This is a genomic window from Fibrisoma montanum, from assembly GCF_003583365.1.
Classification (GTDB): Bacteria; Bacteroidota; Bacteroidia; order Cytophagales; family Spirosomataceae; genus Fibrisoma; species Fibrisoma montanum.
The window spans coordinates 84621-100803 of sequence record NZ_QXED01000011.1 but is presented as its reverse complement, the minus strand read 5'-3'; the positions used below and the strand labels follow the sequence as shown (position 1 = coordinate 100803).

Annotated in this window: 12 protein-coding genes; 4 read left to right on the top strand and 8 right to left on the bottom strand. The window is 50.8% G+C overall.

The window, feature by feature from the left end; all coding sequences use genetic code 11:
• Nucleotides 1-18: 18 nt before the first annotated feature.
• Both DYU11_RS28350 and DYU11_RS28345 read right to left on the bottom strand, forming a co-directional pair.
• Entirely contained in the window at nucleotides 19-378 is a 360-nt protein-coding gene (locus DYU11_RS28350; protein ID WP_119671115.1) for a type II toxin-antitoxin system VapC family toxin, read from the bottom strand.
• Nucleotides 378-596 (bottom strand): hypothetical protein, encoded by a 219-nt coding sequence (locus DYU11_RS28345; protein ID WP_119671114.1) that lies wholly within the window; start codon nucleotides 594-596, stop codon nucleotides 378-380. Before DYU11_RS28345 ends, DYU11_RS28350 begins: the two co-directional genes overlap by 1 nt.
• A gap of 35 nt (nucleotides 597-631) precedes the next feature.
• On the opposite strand from DYU11_RS28345, the gene DYU11_RS28340 reads away from it, so the two are divergent.
• From DYU11_RS28340 to DYU11_RS28325, 4 genes are all read left to right on the top strand, one after another.
• Nucleotides 632-796: a hypothetical protein gene (locus tag DYU11_RS28340; RefSeq protein WP_199736817.1), complete on the top strand. Its 165-nt coding sequence runs from the start codon at nucleotides 632-634 to the stop codon at nucleotides 794-796.
• Between the two features lie 129 nt (nucleotides 797-925).
• Nucleotides 926-2068: a hypothetical protein gene (locus tag DYU11_RS28335; protein WP_119671113.1), complete on the top strand. Its 1143-nt coding sequence runs from the start codon at nucleotides 926-928 to the stop codon at nucleotides 2066-2068.
• 21 nt (nucleotides 2069-2089) lie between these two features.
• Nucleotides 2090-4159 (top strand): ATP-binding protein, encoded by a 2070-nt coding sequence (locus DYU11_RS28330; RefSeq protein WP_119671112.1) that lies wholly within the window; start codon nucleotides 2090-2092, stop codon nucleotides 4157-4159.
• Nucleotides 4160-4225: 66 nt separating this feature from the next.
• Complete coding sequence (locus tag DYU11_RS28325; RefSeq protein WP_119671183.1) at nucleotides 4226-5275, top strand: DNA methyltransferase; 1050 nt, start codon at nucleotides 4226-4228, stop codon at nucleotides 5273-5275.
• A gap of 20 nt (nucleotides 5276-5295) precedes the next feature.
• On the opposite strand, the gene DYU11_RS28320 is transcribed toward DYU11_RS28325, so the two are convergent.
• From DYU11_RS28320 to DYU11_RS28295, 6 genes are all read right to left on the bottom strand, one after another.
• On the bottom strand, nucleotides 5296-5457 hold the full coding sequence (locus DYU11_RS28320; protein ID WP_229366097.1) for a hypothetical protein: 162 nt from the start codon (nucleotides 5455-5457) through the stop codon (nucleotides 5296-5298).
• A gap of 6 nt (nucleotides 5458-5463) precedes the next feature.
• Nucleotides 5464-7302: an SLC5 family protein gene (locus tag DYU11_RS28315; protein ID WP_119671111.1), complete on the bottom strand. Its 1839-nt coding sequence runs from the start codon at nucleotides 7300-7302 to the stop codon at nucleotides 5464-5466.
• A gap of 94 nt (nucleotides 7303-7396) precedes the next feature.
• Nucleotides 7397-8569, bottom strand: coding sequence for an LLM class flavin-dependent oxidoreductase (locus DYU11_RS28310; RefSeq protein WP_119671110.1), 1173 nt, complete (start codon nucleotides 8567-8569; stop codon nucleotides 7397-7399).
• Nucleotides 8562-10385, bottom strand: coding sequence for a glycoside hydrolase family 13 protein (locus DYU11_RS28305; RefSeq protein WP_119671109.1), 1824 nt, complete (start codon nucleotides 10383-10385; stop codon nucleotides 8562-8564). Before DYU11_RS28305 ends, DYU11_RS28310 begins: the two co-directional genes overlap by 8 nt.
• A gap of 159 nt (nucleotides 10386-10544) precedes the next feature.
• On the bottom strand, nucleotides 10545-13415 hold the full coding sequence (locus DYU11_RS28300; RefSeq protein WP_119671108.1) for a TonB-dependent receptor domain-containing protein: 2871 nt from the start codon (nucleotides 13413-13415) through the stop codon (nucleotides 10545-10547).
• Between the two features lie 190 nt (nucleotides 13416-13605).
• Entirely contained in the window at nucleotides 13606-16173 is a 2568-nt protein-coding gene (locus DYU11_RS28295) for a TonB-dependent receptor (RefSeq protein ID WP_119671107.1), read from the bottom strand.
• Between the last annotated feature and the right edge of the window lie 10 nt (nucleotides 16174-16183).

The window sequence follows — 16183 nt, the reverse complement described above, 5'->3', positions numbered from 1 at the left end:
TTTAAGAGCAGATAAAGTCTACCAGACAATTGTTACCTGGTCAGTATAATAGCTGAAATGTTCATCAGCACTGATTAAAGGTACACGTTCGGCCAATGCGGTTGCCAGCAACAACCGGATATCATTGTATCGGGCAATGTGTCGGATTGAAAGCGGCAACAAGTCAAAGCCATCTCGTTTTAACTGCTCAACCAACTCGTCGGTCGTAACAGGCAAATCAGGTAGCTTATTGACCTTCTGCTTGATCGCAATCTCCAGTAAACTGACGACGCTCACATAAATAGTCCCCTCTTGTAATGCGCGACGACCCGTAGCAGAAAGCTTATCAGGGCTAACCAGCGACCAAATAAGAATTTGCGTGTCAATCAGATAATCCATTACATATAATCGGCAAGATCGTCAAGCGGCTCGTTAAAGTTATCGGGTAAGCTGTATTTACCGCTCCAGCTACCTAACCTTACCCCTTTACCCTTCGCTTTGGAAAGTTTATTATCTTCCAGAAAGGTGACAATCACAGGTACATCGTGATCGATGGACGGAACCTCATCTAAAATGATCGTTCCATTTTTATAGGTTCCCGAAAGTGATGTGAGCATAGCACAGTTCGTTTCTTTCTCAAATATACCCAACGATGACTAACTTACATGACAAATGCGTTTCCGGCCTACCGGTTGGCTTCTCCCTTATCGCCAGCACCTATCAGGAAGGGCCATTGCTTGCTGTAGGTTACGCCTATGAGCAGGCGTCGAAGAAGCGGGAGCAGCCGGGGTTTAAAGAGTCGTTGATTGCGGAGTAGATTATAGAAACTATTATATCCATTCCTGACACAAATTTCTTGAACGCATACAAAAACGAGAATTTTAGGTTGGCAAAGTTGTCGGTTTAGGTTACTTTTACGCATCACGCAGTTGTATGATCCTACACCATGATTGACCCTGAAAGCTATAACCAGCTTCGTTCCGAAATATCGGAGAGATTAAAAGAAGATCGCAACCTTTTAGACCAGCTACGAGACGAAATCCGTCCTTTACAAGGTTCTGTTCGTCGTATTCAACCAAGAAATACGACTGCTATTTCACTTGTTGGAACAGACGGTGGGAATAATAAGATACAGTATGACCCTTTCTTAATACAGTTGGTCAGAGTGGTAGATTCAAGCAATAATGAATATTGCTTAGAGGCAATAACCCCTTCCACTAAAATCTCACAGTTGAGTGCCAAGCAATTCTTAGATGATGGTACGCCAGCTACTGCACTTGGTAAAATGATGGCTTATTTAGGAGTTGATCGCTTGGATCAGCTAAGCCACATGATAAGTGATAATGAAGATAGCAATAAACCAATAAGTCCTAGTTGGGTTCAAGTTTATAGAGAAATAGTAGAATGGGCAATCTTATTCAATATTGTTAGAGAAACTAAGTTCGGTACCGATACATTGATTGTGTTTGACGGACTACTTAGAAGCAAAGTTTTTGCGAAAGACAATTTCAAAAAATACCTCACTGGTATCGAAGAAGGAATTGATAAACACAAAAAAGATCGTCGAAAAATTTTTATAGTTGGCTTCGCAAAACATAGCAAAGTCCTCACACGGTACCGCTTGGCGATGCACCTTGAACATATATTGACAACTGATTATCCAGCTTTTGTAGAGATTCCTCGTGATATTGAAACAAAAGCTTACATATGGTCAGAGTATGCCCGTGGCGATGATGCGGATATAGGTACCGGAGAAATAAACAAATTTGTCGGTGGCAAAATGTTCTTCGTCAAGTTTGGTAACAGGTCACGTGATCCCATTTGGCCAATTGATATCTTTTTGCCGCAAATAGGAGAAGCCCCAGCAATCATCGGTTATCTATTAGCAGATGCTGTAAGCGGCTTTCCGGTTCCTTTCTATCCTCTCTGCCTTCAAAAAGCTCACGAGAATGCTGCTCTTGTTGATTTTGATTATGACATCCTGCAAGACCACATCTTTAATGGCTTAAGGAATGTACTTGGCAATGAGGGCTCAGTGATTGACATAACAAGGATGCAAGATGCTGACCCTGCCCGACTTCGTTATTGATTCAGAACTATAAAAAGATAAATGAGCAAGTTTGAACTATTCCCACCCCAACAAATCATTGGTGTATTCAGAGGCTTTAGCCATGGCGGTCTTGAGTTTCACGCAGACTTAGTCCTTCCATATAGAAATGATTTTCAAAGTATTCCAATGCACGGTCAGTTTCTTCTAGTCCAATTGGAAACACCAGAAGAGGCAGTGCTAGGAAGAATAACCTCCCTATCATCAGCAGGTAAATTATCCTCGGGAGTAGGAGAAGAGTTTAATATACGAGCTATGCGCGAAGGTCGCCCAGTGCCGGAAGACCTAAGAGAGGATTATCTCAAGTATGAGATTGACATCAGAGTTTTAGGAGTGTTGCGAAATGACACTAGCAACTCACTTACTTTTGTGGCTTCCCATAGACGTTTACCTCACGTTGGTAGTGCGGTGGCTTTTCCGTCGAAAGAAGTTATTCAGGAGATCGCAGGTCATAATATTGAAGGGGCTGAATTAGGCTTTTATGCCCTTGGAGAATATATATATTCAGGGACTAGTAACAAGTTATCCTCTGAGAAATGGATGCAAATTAAAGACCCAGAGATCTTAGTAAAGTTTCCGGTCAGCAACTTGATTTCGCGCAGGTCATTTATATTTGCTCGTGCTGGTTTCGGCAAATCAAACTTGAACAAGTTGCTTTTTAGTGAACTATATAAAACCACTCCTACTACAGAAAAACGTGGGGGGAGAAAGGTACCAGTAGGTACTCTACTTTTTGATCCAGATGGTGAATATTTCTGGCCGGATGATAAAGGTAGGCCAGGTTTATGCGACGTTGAAGCTATTGAAAATAACTTAGTCATATTTACCAATCGTAGAGGGCCAAGCCCTTTCTACCAGTCCTTCGTAGCAGGAGGAATTAAGCTCGACATTCGGCGCTTGAAACCAAGCGATGTAATATCTATCTCATTAAGTCCTGACCGACAGGACCAGCAAAATGTACGCAAGCTAAGATCTTTAAGAGATGATCAGTGGGAGGAACTAGTCAATATTATTGATAGAGATGGCAATCAAACTCAAACATCTGATATCGCACGAATCCTTGGCCTTACATTGCCAAATCAGGAAGCTGAAGCTTTGGCCGCAAAATCTAACATGACATCAATAGTACGTATGTTACATGACAGTAGCAGTCAATTGATGGATTTGTTATTAAGCGCATTAAAAGACGGAAAACTTTGTGTTATTGATGTTTCTCAAATGCGTGGTGGACAATCCTTGATTCTTTCAAGTCTTATTCTTCGAAAAATATTTAGCCATAACCAAGAACAGTATACCGAAGCTCAACCACAAACTATACCAACTTTAGCTGTGGTTGAAGAAGCTCAGTCTGTGCTTAGTGGCCATGAAGCTGGTTCAGAGCCATATATAGCTTGGGTAAAAGAAGGTAGAAAATACGACTTAGGAGCAGTTTTAATTACTCAACAGCCAGGTAGTATCCCAAACGAGCTTCTTAGCCAAGGAGACAACTGGTTTATTTTCCATCTATTGTCTGCATCTGACTTAAATAATATTAAGCAGTCAAATGCACACTTTAGTCAAGATATACTGAGTTCTCTTCTAAATGAGCCGATACCAGGGCAAGGCGTATTTTGGAGTTCCTCTGGTGGCAAGCCCTATCCAGTAGCATTGAGAGTGCTATCGTTTGAAGCACTACATAAATTGAGAGATCCTAAGTATGACCAAGCTCCAATTAGTATTTATGCTCAAGAGCTCAAACAAAAGTTTGAACAACAGTTATTAGATCCAGATACTGGTTTAGCCGTAAATGGCATAGATCCCTTGAGCGCTTATAAAACAAGAGCTGTTGATGCAATACGGTCTGATGCTGAAATTATGGAAAAGCTTAATAACGGCGGCATTGCTTGGGGAGCACTGCAAGCAGTAATCAAGGAAAATCTGCCAGCTGTTATTGATGAGACAGAACGAAACGACTTGGCATACAAATTTGTACCACTTGTAATGAATGAAATTTTCGGTGCTCAGAATTCTGTATGGGAGCGGGTCAAGAATGAGAATGGTAAATCACACCTTCGATTAAAACAGCAAAAATAATTGGCTCAAAAAACTATATCATTAGAAAAGAGGGCATTACTCAATGGTATATGCCCTTACTTCACCATGTTTCCTTTAGATTTTCCGTATGAAATCTTTAAGGAAGCAGGAAAAAAAGGGCAATGGGCCTTGGACCCCTTTTGTGGTCGTGGCACCACAGTTTATGCTGGTCGAATGTTGGGGTTACGTACTATTGGCATTGATAGCAGCCCAGTAGCAGTAGCTATATCTCAAGCCAAATTAGCTAACACCAACCCACGTGCTATTATTAGAGAAGTGAAGAGAATTCTTAATAATGATTCGACAAACACTCATGTTCCTGAAGGCATTTTCTGGGAAAAGGCATATCATCCTGATGTGCTAAGCGCTCTTTGTAAAATCAGAGAAGAATTATTGAATGACTGCGAGTCAGACGAGAGAATAGCACTTCGTGCTATTGTTTTAGGAGCATTGCATGGTCCAAAGCAAAAGACTAAACAGTCGTATTTTTCTAATCAGTGTCAAAGGACATACGCTCCTAAGCCAGTGTATGCTGTTAACTTCTGGAATAAAAACCGGCTTGAACCAGATTATGTCAATATACTATCAATTATTGAAGAAAGAGCTAACAAGTATTTTAATGAAGAGGTGGTACGCAGTAAGGGTCAAATAATAACTGGTGACAGTCGTGACAGCAATACTTTTAAGACTATATCAAAAAGAGTAAGTTGGATAATCACCTCACCTCCTTACTATGGAATGCGAACGTACATACCCGACCAGTGGCTACGTCTATGGTTTTTAGGAGGGCAATCTACTGTAGACTATTCAATGAATGGGCAGGTGGAACATGCGAGTCCAGAAATGTTTGCCGCTCAATTGAAAAAAGTTTGGATTAATTCAGGGGCAGTAGCGAAGAAAAGAGCTCAAATGGTTATTCGTTTCGGCGGGCTTAACGACAGAAAAGCAGATCCATTAGAAATTTTATATCACTCGCTTGATGATACGGGCTGGAAAATTGACGAAACTAAATCTGCTGGTTTTGCTTCGCAAGGTAATCGCCAAGCTGTACACATTAACACAGATATTAATTCTCCTAGAGAGGAATATGATGTTTGGGCCACTTGGAGGGGATAAATTATTGCTTAATTTCATTATCACGCAAACATATCAACCACTGCAAACTGTAACTCGGGCACGACAGGCGCGGCTGAGATAACCTCCTGCCCTTTGTACGCTTTGGATTCATCAGGGGACGTGTAGGCGAAAATGGAGTGGTTGGCGTGGCGATCATAACGGTACGTTGGCTTGGTACTCAAAGCAATTTACGCAAAATAGTACAACACGCCCACGCTGATGGATGTTAGCAGACCAGCCCACAGCAGGTCGTTATTAAAGCTAAAACCAGCCTGGACAACCGACTCTCTCTTTCGCTCTCTCGCTCTTTCGCTCTTTAAGAACAGCCCAAACGTAGCCAGAGCCGCCCAGACGGCGACGCTCTTGGGTGAGAAGCCACCCACGAAGACTAAACCGATGAACACGGCCTGCACCAGCAGAAACAAGCCTACAGCCCGGGCTAACTGGCCGGCGTCGATGTCGACCCGCAACCGCTCGAAGCCTTCGGGGCGGAGGTTAGGAAAGGCGGTTCGGCTCAGGACGATGAGTGTCGTTAACGTCAGCAGGAAGGTCAGAAAGACGCGGTGCATGAAGTTCAGCTTTTCGCCAAAAACAGCTGCAACTGATGGGTTCGTGCTGAGGAAGTTGTTGTACAGAAATTCGGCCAGCAGGCCGTAGAAAGGGGCCACAGCCATGGCCACGACGGCGGCCCGCGCCGATGCACCCCGCCAGAGGATCCCCACAAAGAACGCAACCATGATCCCCGGCGTGAAGTACGACAACTGCGCCGATACTTTAAGCATGAAATTATTGGTGCGGTCGGGCGTATACGTCCATAGTGCCAGACCAATGCTGGCCACGACCATCACCACAATCATCAATCGGCCGAAGCGCACGATTTGCCTGTCAGTGGCTTTTGGGTTCACATACTTCTGGTACACGTCGACCGTCAGCAACGTAGTGGCCGCGTTCATCATTGAATCCACGGACGAGAACGTAGCGGCCGTCAGCCCCGCCAGAATCATTCCGACCAGCCCCGTACCGTGCGGAATAACCGTTTCGACCAGCCTCAAAAAGGCGTTGTCGGAGTTGAAATCCATTGCGCCCCCAGCGGATGCTGCGAAGCGGGCGCGGAACAGATAGTACGCAGCGACACCGGCCGAGATGCTGAAAAACGGTATGGTCAGTTTCAGGAATCCGCTGGCAATAACGCCTTTGCGAGCATCGCTGTCGGAGTTGGCGGCCAGAACCCGCTGCACCAGAAACTGGTTGGTCGAGAAGTTAAAGCAGTGCTGGAGCAGCAGCCCCGTAAAAATGCCCGTCCACGGCAGATTCGGATGATCGCTGGGCAAATACAGGTGCATCTTCTGCACCTCGCGGGGCTGGGCCGCATCGAGGTTGAGCAGCCCCGTAAAACCGCCGATCTCGGGCTGACTCAGCGTAAAGTAAGCCACGGCCGTACCAGCCGCCAGCATCATCAGCGTTTGGATGGTATCGGTCACGACGATGGATTCCATACCGCCCCAGATGGTATATGAGCACGTAATCAGGCCAATCAGCAGCAAGCCCGTTGCATACGACATCTCAAAACTGGTACCGCCAAACAACCACTGCAAGGTGAGGCTGCCGACGTAGAACGAGCCGACCAACTGCACCAGGATGATTAGGATCAGTAGGATAGTATACAATAGCCTCGCCTTATCGTTGTAGCGTACTTCGAGGTACTGCGAGAGCGTGAATACGTCCAGCCGCCGGTAAGACGTCAGGAACACAAAGCACAACAGCAGAATAGCCGGAAAAACAATCTCGTAATGCGCCTGTACGAATCCGATCGAGTAGCCGATGCCCAGCATCCCAATCAGGTGAAATGAACTGATGTTGGTTCCAAACACCGACCCCGCCACTGCCCACCACCTGATGTTGCGCCCGGCCAGAAAGTAGTCCTCGGCGGTTTTTTTCCGGAGGGCAATGATAATCCCGGCCGTTGGCATGATGGCCAGCATCAGAATCAGGACGATAATGTCGATGGTTTGGAGTTGAGATAGCATTATCTAAACGCAGAGCTAGCAGAGGTTTCGCAGAGAGCACAGAGTCATTCTTCGCGTCCTCCGCGCTTTCTCTGTTAGCTCTGCGTTTGATTACTTATTGATACGCCAACGCCCCGAATGTCAACGGCGTGGCGGGGGTTGTTACGGGCCTCCTCCCCTGCACATCGCCCAGCCGCACGTTCGGCAGATGAGGCAATACCAGCCGCCCGAAGTACGCACATTCCTCGATCAGCGGATACCCCGACAGAATGAACGACCGGATGCCCATATCCATGTAGCGGTTTAGTTTCGCTATGATCTGCCCGGGTGTTCCGACCAGTGCAGCCCCGGCTCCTGACCGCGCCCGACCGATACCGGTCCACAACATCGGCTCCACAAATCCGTCTTCATCGGCCTGTTGACGTAGTGCGTCCTGCCGCAACACCCCCAGCGACTTCGAATCCTGCGCCCGGTGTTTCAGGGCTTCGGCTTGCTGGGCGTCAAACTTCGACATCAGGTGCCGGGTGTAGGCCCGGGCTTCTTCCTCCGTCTCCCGCACGACTACGTGAACCCGCAGGCCAAAGTCAATCGTCCGGCCGTATTTTTCGGCGCGGGCCGATACGTCCTGCATGGTGGCGTACAGACTTTCTTCGTTCTCCGGCCACATCAGGAAAACGTCGCAGTGGTTAGCGCAGACCTCTTTAGCGCCATCCGCAATCCCTCCGAAATACAGAAGCGGGCCACCGTTCTGCTGGTAAGGCTTAACCGGATCGCTGGCTAAACTCAGCTTCCCGTAGAAAGGGCCATCGTGCTCGACCCGATCCTGCGTCCAGCCCTGTTTCAGGATTTCGATGGTTTCTGAGCAGCGCTGGTACCGTATGGCCCCGTCTTCCTTTAATCCGGGCAGATCAGAGTTGATGATATTGATGGTCAGGCGCCCTTCCAGCAGGTGATCGAGGGTGCTGATGGCCCGCGCCAGCATCGGCGGATGCACTTCGCCGGTACGGATGGCAACCAGCAGACTAATGTCGCTGGTCAGTTTCGCCACGGCCGACGCAAACGCAACCGGGTCCTGGCCAACAATGTACGACGTCGGCAGCAGAATATTTTTGAAGCCGTACTTTTCGGCCGTCAGCAGTATATCGCGGCAGTGCTCAAAGCTGCTCCGCCGTTCGGGGTCGAGCTGTCCTAAAAATTCGGTATCCCCTCCGCACAGGTCATCGAACCAGGCGATCTCAGCCACACGATCGGTTGTGCGGACAGGAATTGGTGTTATTGTGTCAAGCATACAAGGCAAGAATACGCGCTTCAAAAGGCCGCAGTACCGAAGATGATCCGGGATAGTTTGATGTAATCACTTCCCCTGATTCAACTCCTGGCACGTACACGTCCTGGTCTGAAAAGTTCGCCAAAATTACCAAACGTTCGTCATTACGTATCCGTTCGTACGCCCAGACGGTCGGATGGTCGGGCAGCAGGTCCCGGTACGTGCCTTCCCAGATGGCTGGGGTCTGCTTCCGCCAGCGAATCAGCTTTTTAACGTAATTCAGCACGGAGTCCGTTCGTACCTGCTGATCCGCTACGTTGATTTTGGTGTAGTCAGGGTTGATTTTCAGCCAGGGTTCAGCGTTCAGGGCTGATGCCTCTCCGCCGGTCAGACGTTCCGTCAGACCTACCGGTGCCTCCCTGGTCTGACGGAACGTCTGACCCGATGATTGCTTGAGCGATGACTTTTGCGTCTGATGTGAGTTGGGTTCTTCGTGCCGGCCGGTCAGACGTTCCGTCAGACCTACTGGTGCCTCCCTGGCCTGACCGGTTAGCATGAATCCGGCGTTTGGCTCAGATGACCACTGCATCGGCGTTCGGGCGTGGTCGCGGGCAATGCGGTTCGCGGTACGCAGAAATACGTCGGCGGACGCCCCACCCTCTACGACCAGGGCTTGCCAGGCGTTTTTTACCTGAATATCGTCGTACTCGTCGATGCTGGCAAATGGGCAGTTGGTCATGCCGATTTCGTCGCCCTGGTATATGCTCGGCGTCCCCCGCTGGGTCAACAGCACCGTTGCCAGCATCGTCGCCGATTCGTAGTGGAACCGGTCAGGACTCCCGAAACGGGACAGGACGCGCGGGTTGTCGTGGTTACCGAAGTAGATGTTTTGCCAGCCGATATCGCCCATCGTTTCGTCCCATCTATTGAAGATCGTCTTCAGCTCGGGCAGCGTAAACTCCGGTGCCGGATCGATAAACCGGTGTTCTTCGCGCGGTACCGCATGGTCGAAATGATAGATCATATTCAGCTCCCGCCGGTCGTTGCCTACGTACAGATTTGCCTGCTCCGCCGACACACCAAAGCCCTCCCCGACCGTAACACAGTCATACTGGCTCAATACCTCGCGGTTCATTTCCTGCAGAAACTCATGAATACGCGGACCATTGGCGTAGATCGTCAGATCACCGTAGCGGCCTTCGGGATAGTCGGGAAACGTCGTGTCTTTGGATAAGAACGGAATAACATCCATCCGAAAGCCGTCGACACCCTTGTCGAGCCAGAAACGCATCATCCGGTAAATCTCATGCCGGAGTTTGGGGTTCTCCCAGTTGAGGTCGGGTTGTTTTTCAGCAAAGAGGTGCAGGTAGTATTCACCCGTCTGCTCGTCGAATTTCCAGGCCGGACCCGAGAAGAAAGACAGCCAGTTGTTGGGCTCCCTGCCATCTTTGGGCGCTCGCCAGATGTAATAATCCCGGTACGGATTATCCTTGCTCTTCCGCGATTCCTGAAACCACGGGTGTTCGTCGGAACTGTGGTTGACCACCAAATCCAGAATCAGCTTCATGCCCCGCTGGTGAACACCTGCCAGCAGTTCGTCAAAATCATCCATCGTACCAAACGCGGGCTGGATGGCCTGGTAGTCGGAAATGTCGTAGCCGTTGTCGGCGTTAGGGGACTTGAAGATGGGACTCAGCCAAAGGATGTCGACACCCAGCTCGTGGAGGTAATCGAGCTTCTGATTAATCCCCGTCAGATCACCCACACCGTCGCCGTCTGCGTCATTGAAGCTCCGGGGGTAGATCTGGTAGATAATGGCTTGTTTGAAATCAGGCATACGGTTACCAGATTACATCGACCTGGTCTTTGTACTAACTAAATTGCACTGGCTCCAGGCTTTAAACGCAGAGGAGCAGAGGGTACCGCAGAGTTAACGGAGATAATTATTTCCGGCGTACTCTGCGCTAACTCTGCCCCTCTGCGTTTTGTAGTCTGTCTACCGCATCAACTCATCGAACGTGATCGATACGTAATACAACGCGCCGATCCGGGCTAAGCCATAGCTCTGCGAATAATACTGATTCAGGAGGTTGGTACCACCCAGCTTGACAACTGACTTGAAGCTGGGCACCCGGTACGACACCTGCGCATCGAAACTATCCCACGACGGCAGCCACACATCGCCCTGTGTCGTGCCCTGCTCCACCCAGGTCCGGTCGGTCCAGCGGTACGTAAGGGTGGCCCCGATCCGGTCAGTCAGCCGCGGATTGCTCAGGCTGATGTTGTAGCGATTTTCGGGCGAGATAAAGAAGTTGCGGCCAAGCTGAGCTACCTCCGGATTGCTCATTTTCCGCTTCACAACGGGATTACCCGCCCGGTCGTTGCGGATGTTGCCCCGGGCGTCGCGCAGTGTAATCTGGCCAATCTGATACGCATAATTCCCGCTCAGGGTATAGCCACTGCCCAGGCCATACTCAAGGCCAATGCCGGCTCCCCGCACAAAGATCTCGTTGGTGTTGTTGAAGTTGACCTGTAACGTCCGGTAGTTCGACGGTGTCAGCAGGGCACCGGCTCCCCCGCCCGGCGTCAGCAATTGAAACACGCTCTGGGCGGCAATAAAATCCGAGTACCGGCTGCCGAAATAGTAGGCATCCAGGTAGAGCTTGCTGCCCACAACGGTTTTGTACCCCACCTCCCACGTCCGGATCTTCTCGGTCGTGTATTGCGTAGGATCAATGATAAACGGCTGAGGGGCTGCCGTCGCATTCGGGTTAGCCTGATACGGTGTCGTTTCCACCTGCAGGTAGCCCGGGTTTGTGTTCAGCCCGGCCCCGTTGTACGCCAACTCCAGCCCACCAACTTCTCCATTCTGCCGGGCGGCCGGGATGGCAAACAACTGCCCCGGCGACGGGTTGCGGAACGCCGACTGCCACGAACCGCGCAGGTTATGCACACCGTAGCTGATTACGCCGGAAGCCCGGGGCGTAAAGCCACCTTTGAGGTACTGGTTTTTGTCGTAGCGAATCGCCACCGTCGGTTTAAACGTCAGCCCGGTGAGGATCGAAAACTCTTTGGAGAGTTGCGCATAAGCCCCGTACTCGTCGATGGTGTATTCCGAGCCATCCGGTCTGCGGGGGAACGCGGTCCCTCCTGACTCCAGCGTATAGTGCCGGTAATTGCCACCAACCAGCAGATCGGCTACCCGCAGCAGCTTAGAGAAATTGTACATGCCTTCGTAATGCCACAGCTGCGAATTATCCCGAAACCGGGTGCCCCGTACGTTGTTCAGGCCCGGCACAAAATCCGTATTGTACGTACTACTGACGGCATCCCGTATGCGGTTGAACTCGTCGGAACCCGGCAAATATCGCCCCCGGTCGGCTGTCCGGCGGGCATCGCCCACGGTCGTTTTGGTATCGATGTACGATTGACCAAACTCCGAAGCCCATTGATTGATCGACTTCCAGGAATTATTGATGGCCACGGCCGTCTGGCCAATGTTCCAACCCACTGCTTTCTGTTGCGTGGTGTAGGCCCGCACAAAGAAGTTATCTCCCCGCACTTCGGCCTTGAACTGGTGGCGGTTGTAATCAGGAAAATATTCGCGGAAACCGGCGGTCCGGATAAAATTGCCGTTTCCGTAGTACCAGCCCAGCGAGGCTTCGATATTGTTGGTCAGTTTGTAGTGCAGCGCTACGTTTGCCCGGTTGCTGAACACCTTGCCTTCGTTGCCAATTACATCGATCTCTCTGTAGCCGGTCCGCGTAACGAGTACGTTGCGCAGCTCCTGACGCGGGTAGTCGGCCGGAAACCGGAACGAGCCCCCCGCTACGTTGATATCGTCGCCGTAAATGTTTACTCCGTCGTACTGGAAGTTGGTGTTCGGGTCGTCGTTCGGAACGTAGCCGATACCCGTAGCAACTCCGCCCCGCCCGGCATCGGTCGTAAAGAATCCGGGACGGGCACTGGTCGACCGATCGCTGTAGTCGTCGGCGATGAAGTCCGTACCAGTCAGCCGTTGAAAATTGACCTTGAAAGCAAACCGCGTACCGATTTGTCTGGCGTACCGAACGGCTACGTCCAGATACGGCTTGGGACCAAAATCCGCTTTCCCGAAGTTATTGGCTCCCAGTTTTACCTGAGCGCTCAGGCCCTGGTACGTAAATGGGTTCTTGCTGGTCGTGAGCATCAGGCCCTGCAGTGCGTCCGGTCCGTACAGGGCCGACGACGCTCCCGGAATCAGTTCGATGCTTTCAACGTCGAGGTCCGAGATACCGGCCACGGTGCCGAAACCGAAACCCAGTCCCGGCGACCGATTGTCCATGTAGTCGGTGAGCTGCACGAAGCGGTTGTTGTTATTGGCCCCGAACCCCCGCACATTCACCGACCGGAACGTCAGGCTCTGCGTCAGCAGGTCCACGCCCTTCACGTTCTGAAGCGCATCAAACGGGGTAGCGGCCGGCGAGTTGGCAAACTGCCTAGGCCCCAGCTTCTCAACCGTCACGGCGGCCTTTGCAATGCTCTCTTCTACGCGGCTGGCCGACACGATCACCTCATCGGCAATGATGGCCTGTTCGGCCAGTTCCACCGTTACGTTACGGAAATTATTGCCGCGTACGGACACGGTCTGAGTGGCATAGCCGACAAACGATATTTGCAGCGTCAGCGGAAGTTCGCGGTCGGTCTTTAGTTCAAAGCGACCATTTTCGTTTGTGATGGTGCCGGTGGTCGTACCCCGCACCGTTACGGTCACGCCCGTCAGCGGTTGTTTCTTCGCGTCGGTGACCGTACCGACTATGTTGGTCTGGGCACTGGCAAAGCCAACACCACACAGGATAACTAACAGAATTATAGAGACTTGTCTCATAGACAGATTATCAAAAAATTAATAGTTAGTAAGCGATGAGTGCAAAGATTACGAACTTTACTATCAGAGAAAAATTCTAACCTCTGATAATAGATCAGGCGCAGAGCCGGATGACCCTGCGCCTACGCCTTTTCGTCGAAAAATGCAAGTTTGCTCATCTCCTGACGTACCGCCCAAAACGGCCATCCGGTTAGAATGCATAGCGCAGGGTAACCCCATACGTACGCGGGTCGCCCAGGATTCCGGCATAATGCCCCGCACTGCCCGGAGCCGCCAGCAACTGCTCGTAGTAATTGGTATTGAACAGGTTTCTCCCCCAGACGAAAACGGTAATGCCGGTCGATGCCCTAAACCCAACCCGGCCGTTTATCAACGAATACCCGTCGATGTTCAGGTACTGAGAAGGCGATGGACTCGACGAAAACGAGGAGCGATTGAACCCATCAATTCCAAGAAAATAGTTGCCTTTCAGGCTGATGAACTTTCCCCGGGCGGTTGCTTCGCCCCCAACGGACCCCGACCATTTTGAAATTCCCGGCAACACACCCCCCGAAATGTCTTTGAAAGCCTGTTCGCCACCCGTTTCTTCGAGGGGCACCGGCGCATTCTTAAACGTTACGTACTTGCCGTCCGTGTAGGCAATGGCGCCGTTCAGGGTCAGGAAACTGGCCACCCGAATGTTTCCATCTACTTCAACCCCCATGACCCGAACCTTCTCGGCATTGGCCAGATAGCCCCGGTTCACGCCCGGCTCAGGGGTTTGTACCTGGGTTTGAAAATCTTTGATCTCCGTGTTATGGAACACAACGTTCAGGACCGAATTGGGAGACGGTTTCGTTTTTACCCCAAATTCGTAGTGGGTTACGAACTCCGGTTTCACGCGGGCCAGATCAAGCAACACCCGCCCGTTTGCCGTTGGCAATCCGCCGATGTTAACCCCAACGGGTTTATAGCTAATCGAATACGTACCGAAGGCATTAAAAGCCTTACTCGCTCTGTATTGCAGGGTAAGCTGACCCGAAAAATTGTCTTCTGTTACGTCCGTATCAAACGCCTGATTCGTGTAAACGCCATTTTTCAACGCCAGTAACGCCGGATCCGTCGTTTGCAGACCTCCGTAGGTTTCCCGTTTGTAGTTGGCTACTTTCTTGTCGTAATTATACCGGATACCGGGCAGCACGTGAATCTGGTCTGTAACGGCCCAGTCGAGCTGGCCGAAAGCCGCCAAGCTTGTGCTGCGGATTCGGTTGGTGGTGCGAATCCCGAAGTTATCGAACAGCCCCGGGGTTTTCCAGAGGGCACTGGTCGAGCTTTGCGCAAACCGCCATTGCGCCGAACCGGCTTCTTCGGTCTGTACCGGGTCAGACTGTAAATCCTGCCAAAGACCGAATACCCCCACGACACCACTCAGGCGCGAAGAAATTTTACCGGAGTACCGTATCTCCTGCGACCATTGGTCGTGCACGGAGTTTCCGGCCGAAACAGTGAACACGGGCAAGCCGATGTAATCACGGTCATTCAGCGGGGTCCATTTCCAGTACCGCCAGGCCGTTGTCGATGTCAGCGTACCACCGCCTAATTTCACATCGGCATTCAGCGATACGCCACCGAGCTGATTATCCGCTTTTGAGGGCGTGTCCAGGTCAACGATTCGCTCAAAAGCGCTTGAGTAAGGTAGTTTGTAGTTCAAATCGGCAATGATGGCATTGAATTGCCGGTAGGCAGCCCGTCTGGTCGGAACAACCCCGGCCACCGGCCATCCATAGCCATTTGGCTTCTGATCAGATACGTCCCCGATCAGGGTAAGCTTTACGTTGTCGGTTGGCGTGTATAAAAGTTGAACCCTTGCGCCAATGTTATTAATGTCGTTGATGGACTGCTGGGTACGTACATTATAAAATAGGCCGTTTCGCTGCGTACCGGTAAATGACACCCGCGCAGCCAGCTTCCTGCTCAATGGCCCCGTGAGTGACCCTTTAGCCTGGAGGTAGCCGTAGTTACCGTAGCTCAGTTCAAACGTACCTCCCGGCGTAAAACCGGCGGGACGCGTCGAGATGTTGAAGGCCCCCGCCGTAGTGTTTTTACCGAACAACGTACCCTGAGGCCCCCGTAACACTTCAACCTGTTCAATGTCAATAAAATCAAGCGCCGTAGCCGCCGGGCGGGCGTAGTAAACGCCGTCCACATAAAAGCCCACGCCTGGGTCGATACCATCGTTTGTCAAGCCGTACGTAGAGCCCAGACCACGGATGTTGAGGGTTGTATTTCTGGCATTGGAGGCATAGAGCTGAACGGTTGGCACCAACTCTTTCAACCGGTTTACGTTGAACGCACCGGCATCTTCGGCGCGATTACCGCTTACGATTGAGATTGGAATGGGAACATCCTGCGCCGACTCCTGACGACGACGCGACGTAATCGTTACATCAGAAAGCAGACTGGCCCCTTCCTGCAGCTGGATTTCTACGTTGTTGTCGCTGATAACGATTTCTTTGGTCTGGTAGCCAACGAACGAAACGGTGACCGTGAAGGGCAGTTTCTGGCCTGTGAGCAAATTGAACTGCCCGTTCGGGTCGGTTGTGCTGCCGTTGGTTGTTCCTTTAATGGTGACGGTGGCGCCAATCAGCGATTCTTTGGTGCGGGCATCAATGACTTTACCTGATACCGTCGCATTGATAACCGGAGTGTTCTGGGCCGATGCGAAAAAAGGCGAAAAAATCACACCCAGTAAGAAAATCGACGTTAAAACCTGTTTCATCCTTGGTTGT

What these genes read in the sequence shown, in the direction of transcription:
- DYU11_RS28350 (WP_119671115.1), bottom strand. Translation starts at nt 378, where the DNA reads ATGGATTATCTGATTGACACGCAAATTCTTATTTGGTCGCTGGTTAGC.
- DYU11_RS28345 (WP_119671114.1), bottom strand. Translation starts at nt 596, where the DNA reads ATGCTCACATCACTTTCGGGAACCTATAAAAATGGAACGATCATTTTA.
- DYU11_RS28340 (WP_199736817.1), top strand. Translation starts at nt 632, where the DNA reads ATGACTAACTTACATGACAAATGCGTTTCCGGCCTACCGGTTGGCTTC.
- DYU11_RS28335 (WP_119671113.1), top strand. Translation starts at nt 926, where the DNA reads ATGATTGACCCTGAAAGCTATAACCAGCTTCGTTCCGAAATATCGGAG.
- DYU11_RS28330 (WP_119671112.1), top strand. Translation starts at nt 2,090, where the DNA reads ATGAGCAAGTTTGAACTATTCCCACCCCAACAAATCATTGGTGTATTC.
- DYU11_RS28325 (WP_119671183.1), top strand. Translation starts at nt 4,226, where the DNA reads ATGTTTCCTTTAGATTTTCCGTATGAAATCTTTAAGGAAGCAGGAAAA.
- DYU11_RS28315 (WP_119671111.1), bottom strand. Translation starts at nt 7,302, where the DNA reads ATGCTATCTCAACTCCAAACCATCGACATTATCGTCCTGATTCTGATG.
- DYU11_RS28310 (WP_119671110.1), bottom strand. Translation starts at nt 8,569, where the DNA reads ATGCTTGACACAATAACACCAATTCCTGTCCGCACAACCGATCGTGTG.
- DYU11_RS28305 (WP_119671109.1), bottom strand. Translation starts at nt 10,385, where the DNA reads ATGCCTGATTTCAAACAAGCCATTATCTACCAGATCTACCCCCGGAGC.
- DYU11_RS28300 (WP_119671108.1), bottom strand. Translation starts at nt 13,415, where the DNA reads ATGAGACAAGTCTCTATAATTCTGTTAGTTATCCTGTGTGGTGTTGGC.
- DYU11_RS28295 (WP_119671107.1), bottom strand. Translation starts at nt 16,173, where the DNA reads ATGAAACAGGTTTTAACGTCGATTTTCTTACTGGGTGTGATTTTTTCG.